Source organism: Billgrantia aerodenitrificans, assembly GCF_021404405.1.
GTDB classification, from domain to species: Bacteria; Pseudomonadota; Gammaproteobacteria; order Pseudomonadales; family Halomonadaceae; genus Halomonas; species Halomonas aerodenitrificans.
Map to the genome: position 1 here is coordinate 162666 of NZ_JABFTV010000012.1, position 16046 is coordinate 178711.

Below are 16046 nucleotides of genomic sequence, written 5' to 3' on the forward strand. Positions count from 1 at the left end.
CTGTTTCACGCACTGCGAACGCAGCGCAGCGGCGCCTTCAGCCGTGGCGGCGACGCAGCTCGCGAGCCGCCGCGACCATGTTGGCCAGGGCCGGCTCAACCTCGGCCCAGCCGCGGGTCTTGAGGCCGCAATCGGGGTTGACCCACAGCCGCTCGACGGGAATCCGCTCTGCCGCCTTCTCCATCAACTGCACCATCCACGCCACGTCAGGCACGTTGGGCGAGTGGATGTCGTAGACGCCCGGGCCGATCTCGTTGGGATAGGCGAAGTCCTGGAAGGCGTCGAGCAGCTCCATGTTCGAACGCGAGGTCTCGATGGTGATGACGTCGGCATCCAGTGCGGCAATGGCCGCGATGATGTCATTGAACTCCGAATAGCACATGTGAGTGTGGATCTGGGTGGTGTCGCGCGCCACCGAGGCGGTCAGGCGAAAGCACTCCACGGCCCAGTCGAGGTAGGCTTGCCATTCACCCTGGCGCAGCGGCAATCCCTCGCGCAGCGCCGGTTCGTCGATCTGGATCGCCGGGATGCCGGCGGCCTCAAGGTCGGCCACCTCGTCGCGCAGGGCCAGGGCGATCTGGCGACAGGTCACCTCGCGCGGCTGGTCATCACGCACGAAAGCCCACTGCAGCATGGTCACAGGTCCCGTGAGCATGCCCTTCATCGGCCGCTGGGTGAGCGACTGGGCATAGCGGCTCCAGGCCACCGTCATCGCCGCCGGGCGGCTCACGTCGCCGACGATGACCGGCGGTTTGACGCAGCGCGAGCCATAGCTCTGCACCCAGCCGTTGCGGGTGAAGGCGTAGCCGTCGAGCTGCTCGCCGAAGTACTCGACCATGTCGTTGCGCTCGGCTTCGCCGTGCACCAGCATGTCGATTCCGTAGGCTTCCTGACGCCGTACGGCATCGGCGATCTCGTCGCGCATCTGCGCTTCGTAGGCGTCATGACCCAGCTCGCCGTTCTTGAAGGCGCGCCGGGCGGCGCGGATCTCCGCGGTCTGCGGAAAGGAGCCGATGGTGGTGGTGGGAAACAGCGGCAGGTCCAGCGCGCGCCGCTGGGCTCGGGCCCTGACCGGATAGGGGTTGTCGCGTGAGAGCTCGGCATCACCGACGCCGGCCAGACGCTGAGCGACCTCGGGCCGGTGCAGCCTTGGCGAGGCGCGCCGGGCATCCAGTGCCGCCGTGGCAGCGGTAACCCGGGCACGATCCTCGTCAGTGGCACGATTGCCGAGCAGGCGCGCCAGGGTCACGGTTTCGTCGAGCTTCTGGCGAGCGAAGGCGAGCCAGCTCTTGAGCTCCTCGTCGAGCGTCGTCTCCGCCGCCAGGTCCACCGGCACGTGCAGCAGCGAACAGGAGGGCGCCAGCCACAGCCGCTCGCCGAGGCGCATGCGGGCATTGGCCAGGCGCTCGTGCAGAACCGCCAGATCGGCGCGCCAGATGTTGCGGCCGTCGATGGCGCCCACCGACAGCACCTTGTAGCCCGGCAGATTGTCGAGCACCGCTGTGAGCTGCTCGGGAGCACGCACCGTATCGATGTGCAGGCCATCCACCGGCAGACTCGCGGCCAGGCGCAGGTTGTCGCCGAGGCCACCGAAGTAGGTGGCCACCAGCAGCTTGACCGGGGCGGCGCGCAGGCTGCTGTAGGCGAACTCATAGGCATTGCGCCATTCGATCGGCAGGTCCTGCACCAGCGCCGGCTCGTCCAGCTGCACCCACTCCACGCCCTGTTCGGCCAGCCGCGCGAGTATCTCGCCGTAGACCGGCAGCAGCGCTGGCAGCAGGCTCAGGCGGTCGAAGTCGGCCTCACGCCCCTTGCCCAGCCACAGCCAGGTCAGCGGACCGGTGAGTACCACCTTGGCCGGGTGTCCCGCAGCATGCGCCTCTGCTACCTCGTCGAACAGCCGCGTGCCGGCGAGCTTGAACGTCTGCCCCGCATGTAGCTCCGGCACCAGGTAGTGATAGTTGGTATCGAAGTATTTGGTCATCTCGCAGGCGGCAGCCGGCGCCCCACTGGGCGCCCGCCCACGGGCCATACGGAACTGGGTGTCGAGCTCGACCTCGCCGCGAGCGACCTCCGCCTCGGCGGCAAAGCGCGCCGGTACGGCCCCCACCATGGCGCTGACGTTGAGTACCTGGTCGTAGAAGGCGAAGTCGCCCACCGTGACCAGATCGAGGCCGGCATCGCGCTGCGCCTGCCAGTGGCGTGCCCGTAGCTCTCGACCCACAGCCTCGAGAGCGTCCCGGCCCAGCTCGCCACGCCAGTAGGCCTCGACAGCCCGCTTGAGCTCGCGGTCGGCGCCGATTCGCGGATAGCCAAGCACATGAGCTAATGTCATGATGAAACCCTCTACGCATGAATGTTGCGGTAGAGTCTCGCTGGCACATGAAATTGAATCAAACTAAATAAATTAACCCAGAACATGAAAGAAGCTCATGATTGAACTTCGTCACCTGCGCACGCTGATCGCGCTGCGCGACGCCGGCTCCCTGGTCGAGGCGGCAGAGCGGGTTCACCTGACCCAATCCGCTCTCTCCCACCAGATCAAGGATCTCGAAGAGCGACTGGGTACCGCCCTGTTCGTGCGCAAGACGCGGCCCGTCGAGTTCACCCGCGCCGGGCAGCGGTTGCTGGTCCTGGCCGAGCAGGTGCTGCCGCTGGTGCGTATGGCCGAGCGCGACGTGGCGCGCTTGATCGGCCATGAACCGGGCCGCCTGCATATGGCCATCGAGTGCCACAGCTGTTTCCAGTGGCTGATGCCGACCATCGACCGCTTCCGCGACCACTGGCCGGAAGTGGAGATCGACATTCCCGGCGGGCACCACTTCGACCCGCTGCCGGCACTGGCCCGCGAGCAGCTCGATCTGGTGATCACCGCCGACCCGCAGCCGCTGACCGGCGTCTATTACGAGCCGCTGTTCCGCTACGAAGGACTGCTGGCCGTGGCCCGCCAGCACCGTCTCGCCGAACACTCCTTCGTGACCCCCTCAGACCTGGCCGAGGAGACGCTGATCACCTACCCGGTAGAGCATGCCCGGCTGGATGTCTTCACCCAATTCCTCGATCCTGCCGGCGTGCGCCCCCGGGAGATCCGTACCGCTGAGCTCACGGTCATGATGATGCAGCTGGTGGCCAGCGGTCGCGGCGTCTGTGCACTGCCCAACTGGGCGTTGACCGAGTATCTGGAGCGGGACTACGTGAAGGCAGTGGGTCTCGGCGAGGCTGGCATGTGGAGCACGCTTTACGCCGCCATCCGCGACGAGAGCCGCGATCAGCCGTGGATGGAAGACTTCCTGCGTACGGCCCGCGAAACCTCCTTCGCCGTGCTCGAAGGCATCAAACCGGCTTGACCGGCGGCAGCCTCTCCTTGCCCACCGGCACCCGCGGCAGCAGCAGCGAGAAGCGTGCGCCGCCCAGCTCCTGGCTGTCGTCGACCACCACGCTGCCACCATGCCAGGCCATGATCTTCTGCACGATGGAGAGCCCCAGCCCATAGCCGCCGCTGCGCCGGGTGCGGCTGTCGTCGAGGCGGGCGAAGGGTTTGAAGATCGACTGGCGCTCACCGGGCGGCACGCCGGGGCCGTCATCCTCGATGTCGAGCCGCACCAGACGCGACTCCAGCGAGAGCCGCACCAGCACCCGCGACTGCGCATGGCGACAGGCGTTGGCCACCAGGTTCTGCAGGGCCCGCTGCAAATAACGTGGATCGGCCTGGACCTCCACCTCGGCCCCCGGGGCCAGCTCGAGACGCAGATGGGCATGCAGCGGCGCCAGGGTCTCGATGACCCGCTCGGCGACGGCCCGGCAGTCGACCCGGGTACGCTCCAGTGCGGTGCCGTTGACCAGGCCGCTGTCGAGGCGGGCATAGGTGAGAATCTCGTCGATGAGCTGGTCGAGCTCCTCGATATCGCTGTCGATGCCGTGCAGCTGGCGGTGAACGGCCGGGTCGTCGGTCATGTCCTCGACCATCTGCATGGCGAAGCGGATCCGCGCCACCGGGGTACGCAGCTCATGGGAAACCGCCCGGATCATCTCCTGCTGCGAACGCAGCAGCGACTGTACCTGAGCCGCCATGGCGTTGAAGGCCATGCCGACCCGACCGATGAAGCCGCCGCCATCGACCTTGACCCGGGTATCGAGGCGGCCGCTGGCGATGCGCCCGGCGGCCAGCTCTAGCCGCGCCAGACGTGCCTCCACGCCACGCACGATCAGATAAATGATCGCCGCCAGCACGCCGAGCATGATCACCAGCACCAGCAGCAGCAGCGAAATGGGGGTGGGTTCCAGCGCCGAGACGGGGCCGATCGACAGCCACTGCCGCGAGCCGTCGGCGGCAGGCACCGCCAGATGCACCGTCAGCGCCCAGTGGCCGGGCAGCAGACGAATCACCAGTTCACCGTCGCGCAGTCGGGAAAGCTGGTGGCTATCGAGTCCTTCGGGGGCCAGGTCACGCAGGTGTACCGGCAGGGCATCGCTGGTCACGCCTTTGAGGCGCCGCTGGCGCGCCTCGCCGTCGACCTCGGCGAGCCAGTCGCCGAGTAGCTGCGCCAGGCCGCGCAGCTGACGCTCGTTGAGCCCCGACAGGCGCGCCTCGAGAATACGCTCCTCACGCGGCAGTTTCCGATAAAGACGCCAGCTGTCTTCGTCGTAGACCTTCACCAGCACGCGGCCCCGATCCAGCCGTCGCCGCTCGAACCAGCTCAGCTCGGTGTCGTCGGGCTCGCGCAGCGAGAGCCGCATGTTGAGCAGATCGGACTGCTGGGTCAGCCAGGTGCCGCGTTCATGAGCCGGCAGGGCCGCCACTCGCCAGGAGAGAAGCTGCAGCGGCGCTTCGGCCAGCTGTTCACGATACTGTTCGACTCGCACCCGGTCGACCAGGGCCAGGCCCATCAGGGCCAGGCCGAAGGTCAGCAGCAACGCCAGCGCCAAGGCCAGATAGACACGCAGAAAGGAGCCATCGGCCAGGAACCGCTGCATCGATCAGGCGTCCTTGACGAACAGGTAGCCCTTGCTGCGTACTGTCTTGATCCGGTGCGGATGGTTGGGGTCGTCGCCGATCTTGGGCCGTATCCGCGATACCCGCACGTCGATGGAACGATCCTGGCCATCGTATTTGATGCCGCGCAGATCGCTGAAGATCTCTTCCCGCGTGAGTACCCGCCCGGCGTTGCTGGCCAGCAGCCACAGCAGGTCGAACTCGGCGCTGGTGAGATCGATACGCTCGCCCTCGAGCCAGGCTTCGCGGGTGGCGCTGTCGACCTCGAGATTACCGAAGGTGAGCCGCGCATCGCCGGACTGGTCGGTATTCTCGGCGCGACGCAACAGCGCCCGCATACGCGCCAGCAGTACCCGTGGCTGAACCGGCTTGGGCACGTAATCGTCGGCCCCCATCTCCAGCCCAAGGACCTGATCCATGTCGTCGGTGCGCGCAGTCAACATCAGAATCGGCCCGGCATAGTTCGGCCTGGCCCGGCGACAGATCGACAATCCATCCTCTCCGGGCAGCATCAGATCGAGAATCACAAGATCCGGCTGCAACGCCTGGATCTGTTCAACGCCTCGCGAGCCCTCGGCCTCCACCGTCACCTTGAAGCCATTCGACTCCAGATAGTCCCGGGTGAGCTCCGCCAGGCGCACGTCATCCTCGATAATCAGCACGTGTTCCATGTCGCTGCTTTCCAGGTTGTCATCCATCCTAGTCATCCCCGTGCTGGGCCTCGTTGTCATTGGGACACCCTGTCCCGCCAATCACTCATCAAGGATACCCGAAATAGGCGCTTTCGCCTGCCTTTGGTGACATTTCGCGTCCTTGCAGCTTGCCAGCGAAGCATAGCCCGGACTTGACGATATCCCAAAGGATGCCCCCTGAACAGTCACAGCTCACCCACAGGTTATCCACTTGAAGCAGGCCAAAAAGCACACTATCTTGTGCTCTCAAGATGGAACAACACAAGATGATGTGCATCTAGCAAGTCCACTCCTGACTGTCAATGCCTTCGTCGCCCCTGTCTCATCCCCACTGCAAGGGATCATCGGCTCATGGAACTTCAGACCCCCGACTCGACCGACCTGTCACTCACGGCGCCGCACACCCTGCGCGTGATCAAGCGCAACGGCGACGTGGTGTCCTTCGATGCCAGCAAGATCGCCGTGGCCATGCGCAAGGCCTTCATCGCCGTGGAGGGCGACAACGTCAGCGCCTCCTCGCGGGTACGCGACTTCGTCGACCAGGCCAGCCAGAGCATCGCCAGCGCGTTCTTGCGCCGCATGCCCGACGGCGGCACGCTGCACATCGAGGACATTCAGGATCAGGTCGAGCTGGCACTGATGCGGGCCGGTGAGCAGAAGGTGGCCCGCGCCTACGTGCTCTATCGCGAGGAGCACGCCCGCGCCCGCGCCGCCGCCGGCGGCGACATCGAAAAGCCGCACCCCACACTCAACGTCACCCTCGACGACGGCAGCCGCCGCCCGCTCGACCTCGGCCGCATCGAGACGCTGGTGTTCGATGCCTGCGCCGAGCTCGAGAACGTCGACCCCAACCGCATCGTCGAGGCGTCGCTGAAGAACCTCTACGACGGCGTCTCGGTGGATGGCGTCTCCCAGGCGCTGATGATGACCGCGCGCACCCTGGTGGAGAAGGAGCCCAACTACACCTATGTCACCGCGCGGCTGCTGCAGGACAGCCTGCGTCGCGAGGCGCTCTCCTTCCTCGGCGTGGCCGAAGAGGCAACCTTCGGCGAGATGGCCGAGCTCTACAAGCCGGCGTTCATCGAGTACGTCGCCCGCGGCATCGAGTACGAACAGCTCGACCCCAGGCTTGCCGAGTTCGATCTCGAGCGGCTCGGCGACGCGCTGGACCACACCCGCGACAACGCCTTCACCTATCTCGGCCTGCAGACCCTCTACGACCGCTACTTCATCCATCGGGACGACGTGCGCTACGAGCTGCCCCAGGTGATGTTCATGCGCGTGGCCATGGGCCTGGCGCTGAACGAGGACGACCGCGAAGCGCGCGCCATCGAATTCTACGAGCTGCTCTCCAGCTTCGACTACATGGCCTCGACGCCGACCCTGTTCAACTCGGGCACCGTGCGCAGCCAGCTCTCCAGCTGCTACCTCACCACCGTTCCCGACGATCTCGACGGCATCTACAGCGCCATCCGCGACAACGCCCTGCTCTCCAAGTGGGCCGGCGGCCTGGGCAACGACTGGACCCCGGTACGCGCGCTGGGCTCCTACATCAAGGGCACCAACGGCAAGAGCCAGGGCGTGGTGCCGTTCCTCAAGGTGGTCAACGACACTGCCGTGGCGGTGAACCAGGGCGGCAAGCGCAAGGGCGCGGTGTGCGCCTATCTGGAGACCTGGCACCTGGACGTGGAGGAGTTCCTCGAGCTGCGCAAGAACACCGGCGACGACCGCCGCCGCACCCATGACATGAACACCGCCAACTGGGTGCCCGACCTGTTCATGAAGCGGGTGTTCGACGACAAGGAGTGGACGCTGTTCTCGCCCGCCACCTGTCCCGACCTGCACGACCTCTACGGCGCCGCCTTCGAGCAGCGCTACGAGGAGTACGAGGCGATGACCCGCTCCGGCCAGCTCAAGCTGTTCAAGCGCGTGCGCGCCAAGGACCTGTGGCGCAAGATGCTCTCGATGCTGTTCGAGACCGGTCACCCGTGGATCACCTTCAAGGACCCGTGCAACCTGCGCAGCCCGCAGCAGCACGCCGGCGTGGTGCACTCCTCCAACCTGTGCACCGAGATCACCTTGAACACCAGCGTCGACGAGATTGCGGTGTGTAACCTGGGCTCGATCAACCTGGCGCAGCACGTGGTCGACGGCAAGCTCGACGACGCCAAGCTGAAGAAGAGCGTGCGTACCGCCGTGCGCATGCTCGACAACGTCATCGACATCAATTACTACGCGGTGCCCCAGGCGAGAAACTCCAACCTCAAGCATCGCCCGGTGGGGCTCGGCATCATGGGCTTCCAGGACGCCCTCTACGCCCAGGACATCGCCTACGCCTCGGAAGAGGCGGTGGAGTTCGCCGACCGCTCCATGGAGCTGGTCAGCTATCACGCCATCGAGGCATCGAGCGACCTGGCCGCCGAGCGCGGCCACTACGAGAGCTTCGAGGGCTCGCTGTGGAGCCAGGGCATTCTGCCCATCGACTCCATCGACAAGCTGGTGACGGAGCGCGGCGAGAAGTACATCGAGGTGGATACCGGCGCGACCCAGGACTGGGACCGCATCCGCAAGAAGATTGCCGAGCAGGGCATGCGCAACTCCAACGTGATGGCCATCGCCCCCACCGCGACGATCTCCAACATCTGCGGCGTGTCGCAGTCGATCGAGCCCACGTACCAGAACCTCTACGTGAAGTCGAACCTCTCCGGCGAGTTCACCGTGGTCAACGCCTACCTGGTCCACGACCTCAAGGCGCGCGGGCTGTGGGACGAGGTGATGATCAACGACCTCAAGTACTACGACGGCTCGGCCCAGCCCATCGAGCGCATCCCGGACGACCTCAAGGCCAAGTACGCCACCGCCTTCGAGGTGGAGCCGAAGTGGCTGGTGGAGGCCGCCTCACGGCGCCAGAAGTGGATCGACCAGGCCCAGTCGCTGAACCTCTACATCAAGGGCGTTTCCGGCAAGAAGCTCGACGTGACCTACCGCATGGCGTGGTTCCGCGGGCTCAAGACCACCTACTACCTGCGCGCCCTGGGCGCCACCTCGGTGGAGAAATCCACCGTGGACCGCGGCAACCTCAATGCGGTGAGCAACCAGGCACCGGTCGGCGGCGCCCCGCAGGCACAGCCGGCACGAGAGCCCTCAGCGCAGAACCGAGAGCCCTCAGCGCAGAACCGAGAGCCCGCGACGCAGAAAGAGCCGCGCGGGGTGGAGGACTTCCTCACCGGCAAGGCGGGCAGCGGCTCTCGCGCACCCAGTGCCGCAGAAATCGATGACCTGGGTTGCGAGGCCTGCCAGTAAGACACGTATTGCCAACGGCGTAGCGAGAGGCGCCGGGAGCAAGCCGGAGAGGAGGTCCTACGCCAGGGATGGCGTCGGTAGCGCCCAGGGATGGGTTTACAGCGCCTCCTCGCAGGCTTGCTCCCGGCATGAGCCTCGAGCGGTGAATCCATCTACGGCCCCAAAAGAATCCGAGGTGAAGTGAAATGCTGAACTGGGACGAGTTCCACGAGGACGAAACCACCGTCGCCGAGCAGCCGGCCAAGGCCGCGCCGGCGCCTGCCGCCAAGCCACAGCCCGCACCGGCCGACGAGGTCAAGGAGTCCGGCGGCAACTACCGGGTGGCCGACAGCGACCGCCTGGCACGGGCACGCAAGTCATTGGAAGAGCTCGACGTGGCCGCCGGTCTCGAGGAGCTGGAGATGGGCGCGGCGCGCATTCAGGTCGACGACAAGCAGATGATCAACGCTCGCGCCGACCTCAACCAGCTCGTGCCCTTCAAGTACGAGTGGGCGTGGCAGAAATACCTGGACGGCAGCGCCAACCACTGGATGCCCCAGGAAGTGAACATGAACGCCGATATCGCCCTGTGGAAGAGCCAGGACGGCCTGACACCGGACGAGCGGCGCATCGTCGAGCGCAGCCTGGGCTACTTCTCCACCGCCGACTCGCTGGTGGCCAACAACCTGGTGCTGGCACTCTATCGCCTGATCACCAACCCCGAGTGCCGCCAGTACCTGCTGCGCCAGGCCTTCGAGGAGGCGATCCACACCCACGCCTACCAGTACTGCGTGGAGTCGCTGGGCATGGATGAAGGCGAGGTCTTCAACATGTACCGCGAGGTGCCGTCGGTGGCCGCCAAGTCGGCCTGGAGCCTCAAGCACACCCAGTCGCTGGCGCGCCCGGACTTCAATACCGGCACACCGGAGACCGACCAGGAGCTGCTGCGTAACCTGGTGGCCTTCTACTGCGTGACCGAAGGCATCTTCTTCTACTGCGGCTTCAGCCAGATCCTCTCCATGGGTCGGCGCAACAAGATGACCGGCGTTGCCGAGCAGTTCCAGTACATCCTGCGCGACGAGTCGATGCACCTGAACTTCGGGGTCGACATGATCAACCAGATCAAGATCGAGAACCCGCACCTGTGGACGCCCGAGTTCCAGGACGAAGTGACCCAGATGATCCTCGAGGGCACCGAGCTCGAGATCGCCTACGCCCGCGACACCATGCCCCGCGGCGTGCTGGGCATGAACGCGGCGATCATGGAGGAGTACCTGCACTTCATCTGCAACCGCCGCCTGGCCCAGATCGGCCTGAAGGAGCAATTCCCAGGGGCGCAGAACCCCTTCCCGTGGATGAGCGAGATCATCGACCTGCGCAAGGAGAAGAACTTCTTCGAGACCCGCGTCACCGAGTATCAGGTAGGCGGTGCGCTGAGTTGGGATTGAGCCCCACTCGTTCTCACGCCCCACTCGCTGACGAGTGGGGCGCTTAACCAAGCAGGACCCAGGAGCCACCGGCCTTTATGTAGCCAACCAAGACCCACTATCGATTCCAAGTGAGGTAAATGTCATGGCAAGTCACTCTCTGCAAGACCATGCACTGCCCACCGCAGCTCAGCTCCCGCTCGACGCCAGGGCCTGGCAATCGGCCCTCGACCAGGCACTGACCGCCCACGGCGGCCCCAACGCCCTGGCCCTCTACCCCCACGTGGCCTTCGCCTTTCCCTCGTCATCGCCCAACCCCTATACCCGCGAGTATCCGCTGCTCGACTACCACGAGCTCAAGGAGTGGGCGAATTCACGTGGCTGGCGGGTGCGCCCGGCGCCCGAGCGGGCGCCCGCAGGAGAGAAGTACAGCCCACCGGTGCGCTTCACGCGCCTGCCCAGTCGCTATCATTGAGACGCCGCGCTCCGTGGGTCAGGCCGGCGGTCCGGTCTGGCCCGGCTGCCAGGCTCTCCTGCCGTTGTGGCGATCGCCGTATCCCCCTACCCTCTGGGCAAGGAGATTGGCAACGGCAAGGAGAGCCGCATGGAACCCAGCTGGAAGCACGGCAACCTCATCACCCTGATACCCGACAGCGAGCGCTTCATCCCCGAGCTGCTGGAGGCCATCGACAAGGCCGAGGAGTCGGTTTGGTTCGAGCAGTACCTGATCGAGTCCGGCCGAGTGACGCGCCGTTTCTTCGATGCCATGGAGCGCGCCGCGCAGCGTGGCGTCGCGGTGCATGTGGTGCTCGACAGCTTCGGCGCGGTGAGCCTCGGGCAGCGTGACCGTGAGCGGCTCTCCTCGGCAGGCGTGGCGCTGCGCCACTACAACCCCTTCATGATGCGGCGCCTGCGGCGCAATCTGAATCGCAACCATCGCAAGCTGCTGCTGGTCGATCGCCGTGTTGCCTATACCGGCGGTTACTGCCTCACCGACGACTACCTGGGCGACTGGTTCGACGTGGTGGTGCGTGCCGAGGGCCCGGTGGTGGAAGATTGGATCCGGCTCTTCGCCGATCTGTGGGAATCCTCCCGTACCCGGGGCGACAAGGGCGCCATCGACCGGGAGCGTCCCGCCGCCTCCGCCTCCGCTTCCGCTCGGGAATGGGAGATGCCGGCCCGCCTGGTGCACAATGAGGGGCCGAGCGACATGTCGATTCGCCATTCGCTGCATCAACGCATGGGCACGGCCAGGCAACGGCTGTGGATGTACACCCCCTATTTCCTGCCGTCACGGCAGCTGCGCAAGCTGATCGGCGACATCGCCCGACGCGGCGTGGACGTGCGCCTGCTGGTGGCCGGCAAGGGGCACGACCACCCCAGCGTGCGCTATGCCGGCCAGCGCCACTTCGGCGAGCTACTGGACGCCGGCATTCATATCTACGAGTATCAACCTCGCTTCACCCACGCCAAGTTCTGCCTCGTCGACGACTGGGTTACCGTGGGCTCGTGCAATTTCGATCACTGGAGTCTGCATTGGAATCTCGAAGCCAACGTGGAAGTGGAGCATCCCGGCTTCGCCGCCGAGCTGACCGAACTGTTCGAAAGCCATATGGGCGACAGCAAGCCGGTACGCCTGGCAGAGTGGTCCCAGCGTTCCAGTGCGCAGCGCTATCGCGAGCGCTTCGCCGCCCTCATCAGCACCTGGCTGGCAGGGTTGCGTTAAGATTTGCCCATTTTTCTCAATAGATGATGCCCATGCACCCGAGAATCCGCAGCGCTCTCAGGCACTTTTCCACGGCCGGCCTTCTGCTCGGCACGCTGCTGTTCGCCTTTTCGCTCACCCCCAGTCTGCTGCCACGGCCCACCTACGCCCAGGGCATCGTCTCGGGGCTCTCCTTTTCGGCCGGCTATGCGCTGGGCTTCATCGCCCACTGGCTGTGGGACTACCTGCAGCTGCCGCGCCCCCGCTCGCGCATCGAGCGGATCATCAAGCTGACGGCGGCCGGCCTCTGTACGCTGATCGCCGCGGCCTTCCTGTGGCAGGCCTCGGCCTGGCAGAACCGCATCCGCGACCTGATGGGGCTGGAGGAGGTCAGCGGCATACGCGCCATCAGCATCGGCCTGATCGCCCTGGCACTGTTCGCCCTGCTGTGGCTGCTGGTCAAACTGTTCCGCCTGACCTTTCGCTTTCTCGCCCGCAAGATGCGCCGCTTCGTGCCGCATCGGATCTCGAACCTGCTGGGCGTGATCGCCGCCGCGGCGCTGTTCTGGTCGGTCATCGACGGGGTCATCTTCACCCTGGCCCTGCGCGCCGCCGACAACTCCTTTCAGCAGATCGACGAGCTGATACTGGATGACCTGCCACCGCCCACCGATCCGATGAAGACCGGCAGCGAGCACTCCTTGATCAGTTGGGAAGCGCTCGGCGGACGCGGCAGGCGTTTCGTGACCCAGGGCCCTTCTGCCGACGACATCGGTGCCTTCCTGGACGCAGAGGCCGTGGCCATGGATCCGGTGCGGGTCTATGTGGGCCTGAGTGCAGCGGATACGCCCGCGGAGCGCGCCCAGCTGGCGCTGCAGGAACTCCAGCGGGTCGGCGCCTTCGAGCGCTCGGTGATGGTGCTGGCCACCCCCACCGGAAGAGGCTGGGTCGATCCGGCGGCCCTGAACACGGTGGAGTATCTACACCGCGGCAACATCGCCACGGCCACCATGCAGTACTCCTACCTGCCCAGCCATCTGGCGCTGCTGGTCGAAGGGGATTACGGCGCCGAAAACGCCCGCGCCCTGTTCACCACCGTCTACGAATACTGGAGCGGACTGCCCGAAGACGAGCGCCCCCGGCTCTATCTGCACGGCCTCAGCCTCGGCTCGCTCAACTCGGATCTGTCGTTCGACTTCTACGACATCATCGACGACCCCTTCCACGGTGCCTTGTGGAGCGGCCCGCCCTTCCGCAGCGACACCTGGCGCACGGTCACCCGGGAACGCGATGGCGGCTCGCCCTCGTGGCTGCCCACCTTCCGCGACGGTGCCGTGGTTCGCTTCATGAACCAGTACCAGGGACTGGACGCCGCGAATGGCGACTGGGGCGATTTCCGCATCGCCTACCTGCAGTACGGCAGCGATCCGATCACCTTCTTCGAGCCGCGCATTCTCTATCGCGAGCCGGAGTGGCTGCGCGAACCACGAGCCCCCGACGTGCTGCCCGAACTGCGCTGGTACCCGGTGGTGACCATGCTGCAGCTGCTCGGCGACCTGGCCGTGGGTCGCGCACCGCCCGGCTACGGGCACACCATCGCCGCCGAACACTACTTCGATGCCTGGGTGGCGCTCACCGAGCCGAACGGGTGGAGCGAAGCAGAGCTGGAGCGGCTGAGAGAACACTTCCGCGAAGTGCGTTAACCCTTGCCACGCCGCCAGCGCCCATAGCGATAGGCCAGCGGCGCCGCAGTCATGCCGTGGGCGAGCATGGACGCCACCACGATCAGGGTGCCCACGGTCCAGGCCAGGTCGTAGCCGGTTCGACTCGATATGAAGGTGGCGTAGTAGAGCGCCGATACCCCAATGGGGCCGAACCAGCCCATGATCAGGGTGATCGGCAGGTCACGCATCGCAGGCAACCAGGGTTTGAGCAATAGCATCGCCGGCAGACGGCGCAGCAGCAGTATCAGCAGTGCCAACAACACCCCCTGCGAGCCCAGCGCCCGCCACTCGGCCCACGGAGCGATCAAGCCGAACAGCACGAAGATCGGCATGGTCAGCAGAATGTTGACCGCTTCCTGCACGTTGTCCTCTTCACTGCGCTCCTTGCCCCCCACTTCCTGATCGAAGGCCAGACCCGCAGCAAAGACCCCGAGAATGCTGTTGGTGCCCAGCAGCTCACCCAAGCCCAGCACCAGCAGCGTCAAGGCCAGGGTGATCGAAAGAAAGGAGGGCTGATCGAGATAGCCGCGCTCCTCCGACCACTGCAGTGCCCGTCCTGTCGCCCAACCGAGTGCCACCCCGATCAATATCCCACCGCCGACCTCCCACAGCCAGATCGTGACGAACCAGTCGAACCAGGCATCGCCTGCTGGCAGGGTCAGCAGCAGCACCGGCAACAGCACCAGCGGATAAGCCAGGCCATCGTTGGCGCCGGATTCGCTGGAAAGCAGATGGCGGAAACTCTCGGGCAGGTTCTCCTTGGCCACACCGCCGGTGACGATCGAAGAGGCCACCACCGGATCCGTGGCGCAGATGGCGCTACCCACCAGCAGCGCCATGAGCAGCGGCCAGCCCATGACCCAATGGGTGAGCAGTGCGCTGATCAAAAACATGGCCGGCATGCCCACGGCCAGGAGCACCAGCAGCGAACGCCAGTGTACGAAGGGATAGCTGGGCGGCAGGCGCAGCGCGATGCCCATCAGGCTGATGCCCAGCGTCAGGCGAGCCGTCTGCTCGAGCATCTGCTTACCATCGCCCCACGCCATCGGATCGAGCACGTTCAATCCGTGGGGGCCCAGCGCCACACCGAAGAGGAAGGCGAACAGCGGGGCGGAAAGCCAGGAGCGGTCCAGCGGGCTCGACAACAGGCCCACGACCAGTACCAGCCCTCCCACGACGGCGAGAGCGACGTTCAGCTGCTCCATGCCAACTCCTTCGGCTCCTTGCCCGGCTACTCATAACCTAGGCAACCGTGCCCCAGACGTAAACCGAGCAGCCGACCACGGCCACTATTGCGCGACACGCCCGACCTGCCCTAAAGTAGTTTCATATTCAACTAAACGAGAGACAGCAAGATGGACGACCAGTCACGCAAGAGCGTCATCAGACGTATCTACGTTCCCACTCACGTGCGTCGTCTTCCCGATGGCGAAAAGGTGACCGTGCCGGGTCACTATCGCAAGCCCAGCGGGCAGTGATCTCCTGGGGCTCTCGACGAGGCCCTCTTAGGCTATGTCTGAAAACTGCCTGCGCTTGGCCATACGGCGTTAAAAATCAGCTCAAAGTACTCATTTACACCACGTAAACTCCGTCTTTTCGCTGATTTTGCCTTGTCTGACCTTCGCTCGACGACTTTTCAGACACAGCCTTGTGTCTCTCCGGGCTTGTTGATTAGCTACCAGCAGGCCTTGGCATCAGGGTGAGCATCCACAAAGCCTGAGGCGCTACAGCCTGGGACCTAGATTATGCCCCCTGATGCCCACTATCTCGATAGCTTGAATGGTATCCAAGCCCCTCCCGAATTGGAGTGAGGCTGCACGAACAAGGAAAGGCGACGAGACATGGCAGTGATCGGTATCGACGTCAGTAAGCAGAAGCTCGATTGCGCCTGGCTACGCGATGAGGCGACTGGCAAGGTCAAGACTCGTGTATTCGGCAATCGGCGGCAGGACTTTCCACGCCTGCTGGAATGGCTTGAGCACCAAACCGGGGAGCCACTGGACCAGTTGCACGTTGTGATGGAAGCCACCGGCATCTATCACGAGACGCTCGCCTATTGGCTGCATGCTGCCGGCATCCAGGTTTATGTCCTCAACCCCGCACAGGTGCGTGACTTCTCCCGTAGCCTGGGAGTACGCGGCAAAACAGATAAGAAGGACAGTGTGGTGCTGGCACGCTATGGCGCGACGCAACGACCTGATGCGTGGCAGCCGGAGCCTGAGG

At 65.1% G+C, this 16046-nt stretch carries 12 protein-coding genes; 8 read left to right on the forward strand and 4 right to left on the reverse strand.

Features of this window, described 5'->3' with window-relative positions:
• Window positions 1–37: 37 nt before the first annotated feature.
• Window positions 38–2335 carry a 5-methyltetrahydropteroyltriglutamate--homocysteine S-methyltransferase gene (gene metE / locus HOP59_RS20375; RefSeq protein ID WP_234255408.1) on the reverse strand — a complete coding sequence of 766 codons (2298 nt, stop codon included), beginning with the start codon at window positions 2333–2335 and terminating at the stop codon, window positions 38–40.
• Between the two features lie 97 nt (window positions 2336–2432).
• Here metE and HOP59_RS20380 point away from each other — a divergent pair, with 97 nt between their 5' ends.
• Window positions 2433–3347 carry a LysR family transcriptional regulator gene (locus HOP59_RS20380; RefSeq protein ID WP_234255409.1) on the forward strand — a complete coding sequence of 305 codons (915 nt, stop codon included), beginning with the start codon at window positions 2433–2435 and terminating at the stop codon, window positions 3345–3347.
• On the opposite strand, the gene HOP59_RS20385 is transcribed toward HOP59_RS20380, so the two are convergent.
• Window positions 3334–4974 carry an ATP-binding protein gene (locus HOP59_RS20385; protein WP_234255410.1) on the reverse strand — a complete coding sequence of 547 codons (1641 nt, stop codon included), beginning with the start codon at window positions 4972–4974 and terminating at the stop codon, window positions 3334–3336. The genes HOP59_RS20380 and HOP59_RS20385 overlap by 14 nt on opposite strands.
• A gap of 3 nt (window positions 4975–4977) precedes the next feature.
• Window positions 4978–5691, reverse strand: coding sequence for a winged helix-turn-helix domain-containing protein (locus tag HOP59_RS20390; RefSeq protein WP_234255411.1), 714 nt, complete (start codon window positions 5689–5691; stop codon window positions 4978–4980).
• A gap of 345 nt (window positions 5692–6036) precedes the next feature.
• Here HOP59_RS20390 and HOP59_RS20395 point away from each other — a divergent pair, with 345 nt between their 5' ends.
• The 5 genes from HOP59_RS20395 to HOP59_RS20415 all read left to right on the forward strand — a co-directional run bounded on the left by HOP59_RS20395 (window position 6037) and on the right by HOP59_RS20415 (window position 13802).
• Window positions 6037–8988 carry a ribonucleoside-diphosphate reductase subunit alpha gene (locus HOP59_RS20395; RefSeq protein WP_234255412.1) on the forward strand — a complete coding sequence of 984 codons (2952 nt, stop codon included), beginning with the start codon at window positions 6037–6039 and terminating at the stop codon, window positions 8986–8988.
• Window positions 8989–9173: 185 nt separating this feature from the next.
• Window positions 9174–10415, forward strand: coding sequence for a ribonucleotide-diphosphate reductase subunit beta (locus HOP59_RS20400; protein WP_086508041.1), 1242 nt, complete (start codon window positions 9174–9176; stop codon window positions 10413–10415).
• Between the two features lie 124 nt (window positions 10416–10539).
• Window positions 10540–10869, forward strand: a complete 330-nt coding sequence (locus HOP59_RS20405; protein ID WP_234240838.1) for a hypothetical protein — start codon at window positions 10540–10542, stop codon at window positions 10867–10869.
• A gap of 129 nt (window positions 10870–10998) precedes the next feature.
• Entirely contained in the window at window positions 10999–12120 is a 1122-nt protein-coding gene (locus HOP59_RS20410; RefSeq protein WP_234255413.1) for a phospholipase D-like domain-containing protein, read from the forward strand.
• Window positions 12121–12152: 32 nt separating this feature from the next.
• Entirely contained in the window at window positions 12153–13802 is a 1650-nt protein-coding gene (locus HOP59_RS20415) for an alpha/beta hydrolase (protein ID WP_234255414.1), read from the forward strand.
• On the opposite strand, the gene HOP59_RS20420 is transcribed toward HOP59_RS20415, so the two are convergent.
• Window positions 13799–15028 carry a cation:proton antiporter domain-containing protein gene (locus HOP59_RS20420; RefSeq protein WP_234255415.1) on the reverse strand — a complete coding sequence of 410 codons (1230 nt, stop codon included), beginning with the start codon at window positions 15026–15028 and terminating at the stop codon, window positions 13799–13801. The genes HOP59_RS20415 and HOP59_RS20420 overlap by 4 nt on opposite strands.
• 150 nt (window positions 15029–15178) lie before the next feature.
• Between HOP59_RS20420 and HOP59_RS23510 the strand changes: the two genes are divergently transcribed.
• Together HOP59_RS23510 and HOP59_RS20425 are read left to right on the forward strand one after the other, a co-directional pair.
• The gene (locus HOP59_RS23510; protein WP_267965985.1) at window positions 15179–15301 is read left to right on the forward strand and encodes a hypothetical protein; all 123 of its coding nucleotides are present in this window, start codon (window positions 15179–15181) and stop codon (window positions 15299–15301) included.
• A gap of 363 nt (window positions 15302–15664) precedes the next feature.
• Window positions 15665–16046: IS110 family transposase (locus tag HOP59_RS20425; RefSeq protein ID WP_234255416.1), on the forward strand; the 382-nt coding region annotated here is incomplete at its 3' end.

Bases quoted from the DNA above. Each gene is read 5' to 3' on its own strand.
- metE (WP_234255408.1), bottom strand. From the start codon at position 2,335: ATGACATTAGCTCATGTGCTTGGCTATCCGCGAATCGGCGCCGACCGC.
- HOP59_RS20380 (WP_234255409.1), top strand. From the start codon at position 2,433: ATGATTGAACTTCGTCACCTGCGCACGCTGATCGCGCTGCGCGACGCC.
- HOP59_RS20385 (WP_234255410.1), bottom strand. From the start codon at position 4,974: ATGCAGCGGTTCCTGGCCGATGGCTCCTTTCTGCGTGTCTATCTGGCC.
- HOP59_RS20390 (WP_234255411.1), bottom strand. From the start codon at position 5,691: ATGGATGACAACCTGGAAAGCAGCGACATGGAACACGTGCTGATTATC.
- HOP59_RS20395 (WP_234255412.1), top strand. From the start codon at position 6,037: ATGGAACTTCAGACCCCCGACTCGACCGACCTGTCACTCACGGCGCCG.
- HOP59_RS20400 (WP_086508041.1), top strand. From the start codon at position 9,174: ATGCTGAACTGGGACGAGTTCCACGAGGACGAAACCACCGTCGCCGAG.
- HOP59_RS20405 (WP_234240838.1), top strand. From the start codon at position 10,540: ATGGCAAGTCACTCTCTGCAAGACCATGCACTGCCCACCGCAGCTCAG.
- HOP59_RS20410 (WP_234255413.1), top strand. From the start codon at position 10,999: ATGGAACCCAGCTGGAAGCACGGCAACCTCATCACCCTGATACCCGAC.
- HOP59_RS20415 (WP_234255414.1), top strand. From the start codon at position 12,153: ATGCACCCGAGAATCCGCAGCGCTCTCAGGCACTTTTCCACGGCCGGC.
- HOP59_RS20420 (WP_234255415.1), bottom strand. From the start codon at position 15,028: ATGGAGCAGCTGAACGTCGCTCTCGCCGTCGTGGGAGGGCTGGTACTG.
- HOP59_RS23510 (WP_267965985.1), top strand. From the start codon at position 15,179: ATGGACGACCAGTCACGCAAGAGCGTCATCAGACGTATCTACGTTCCC.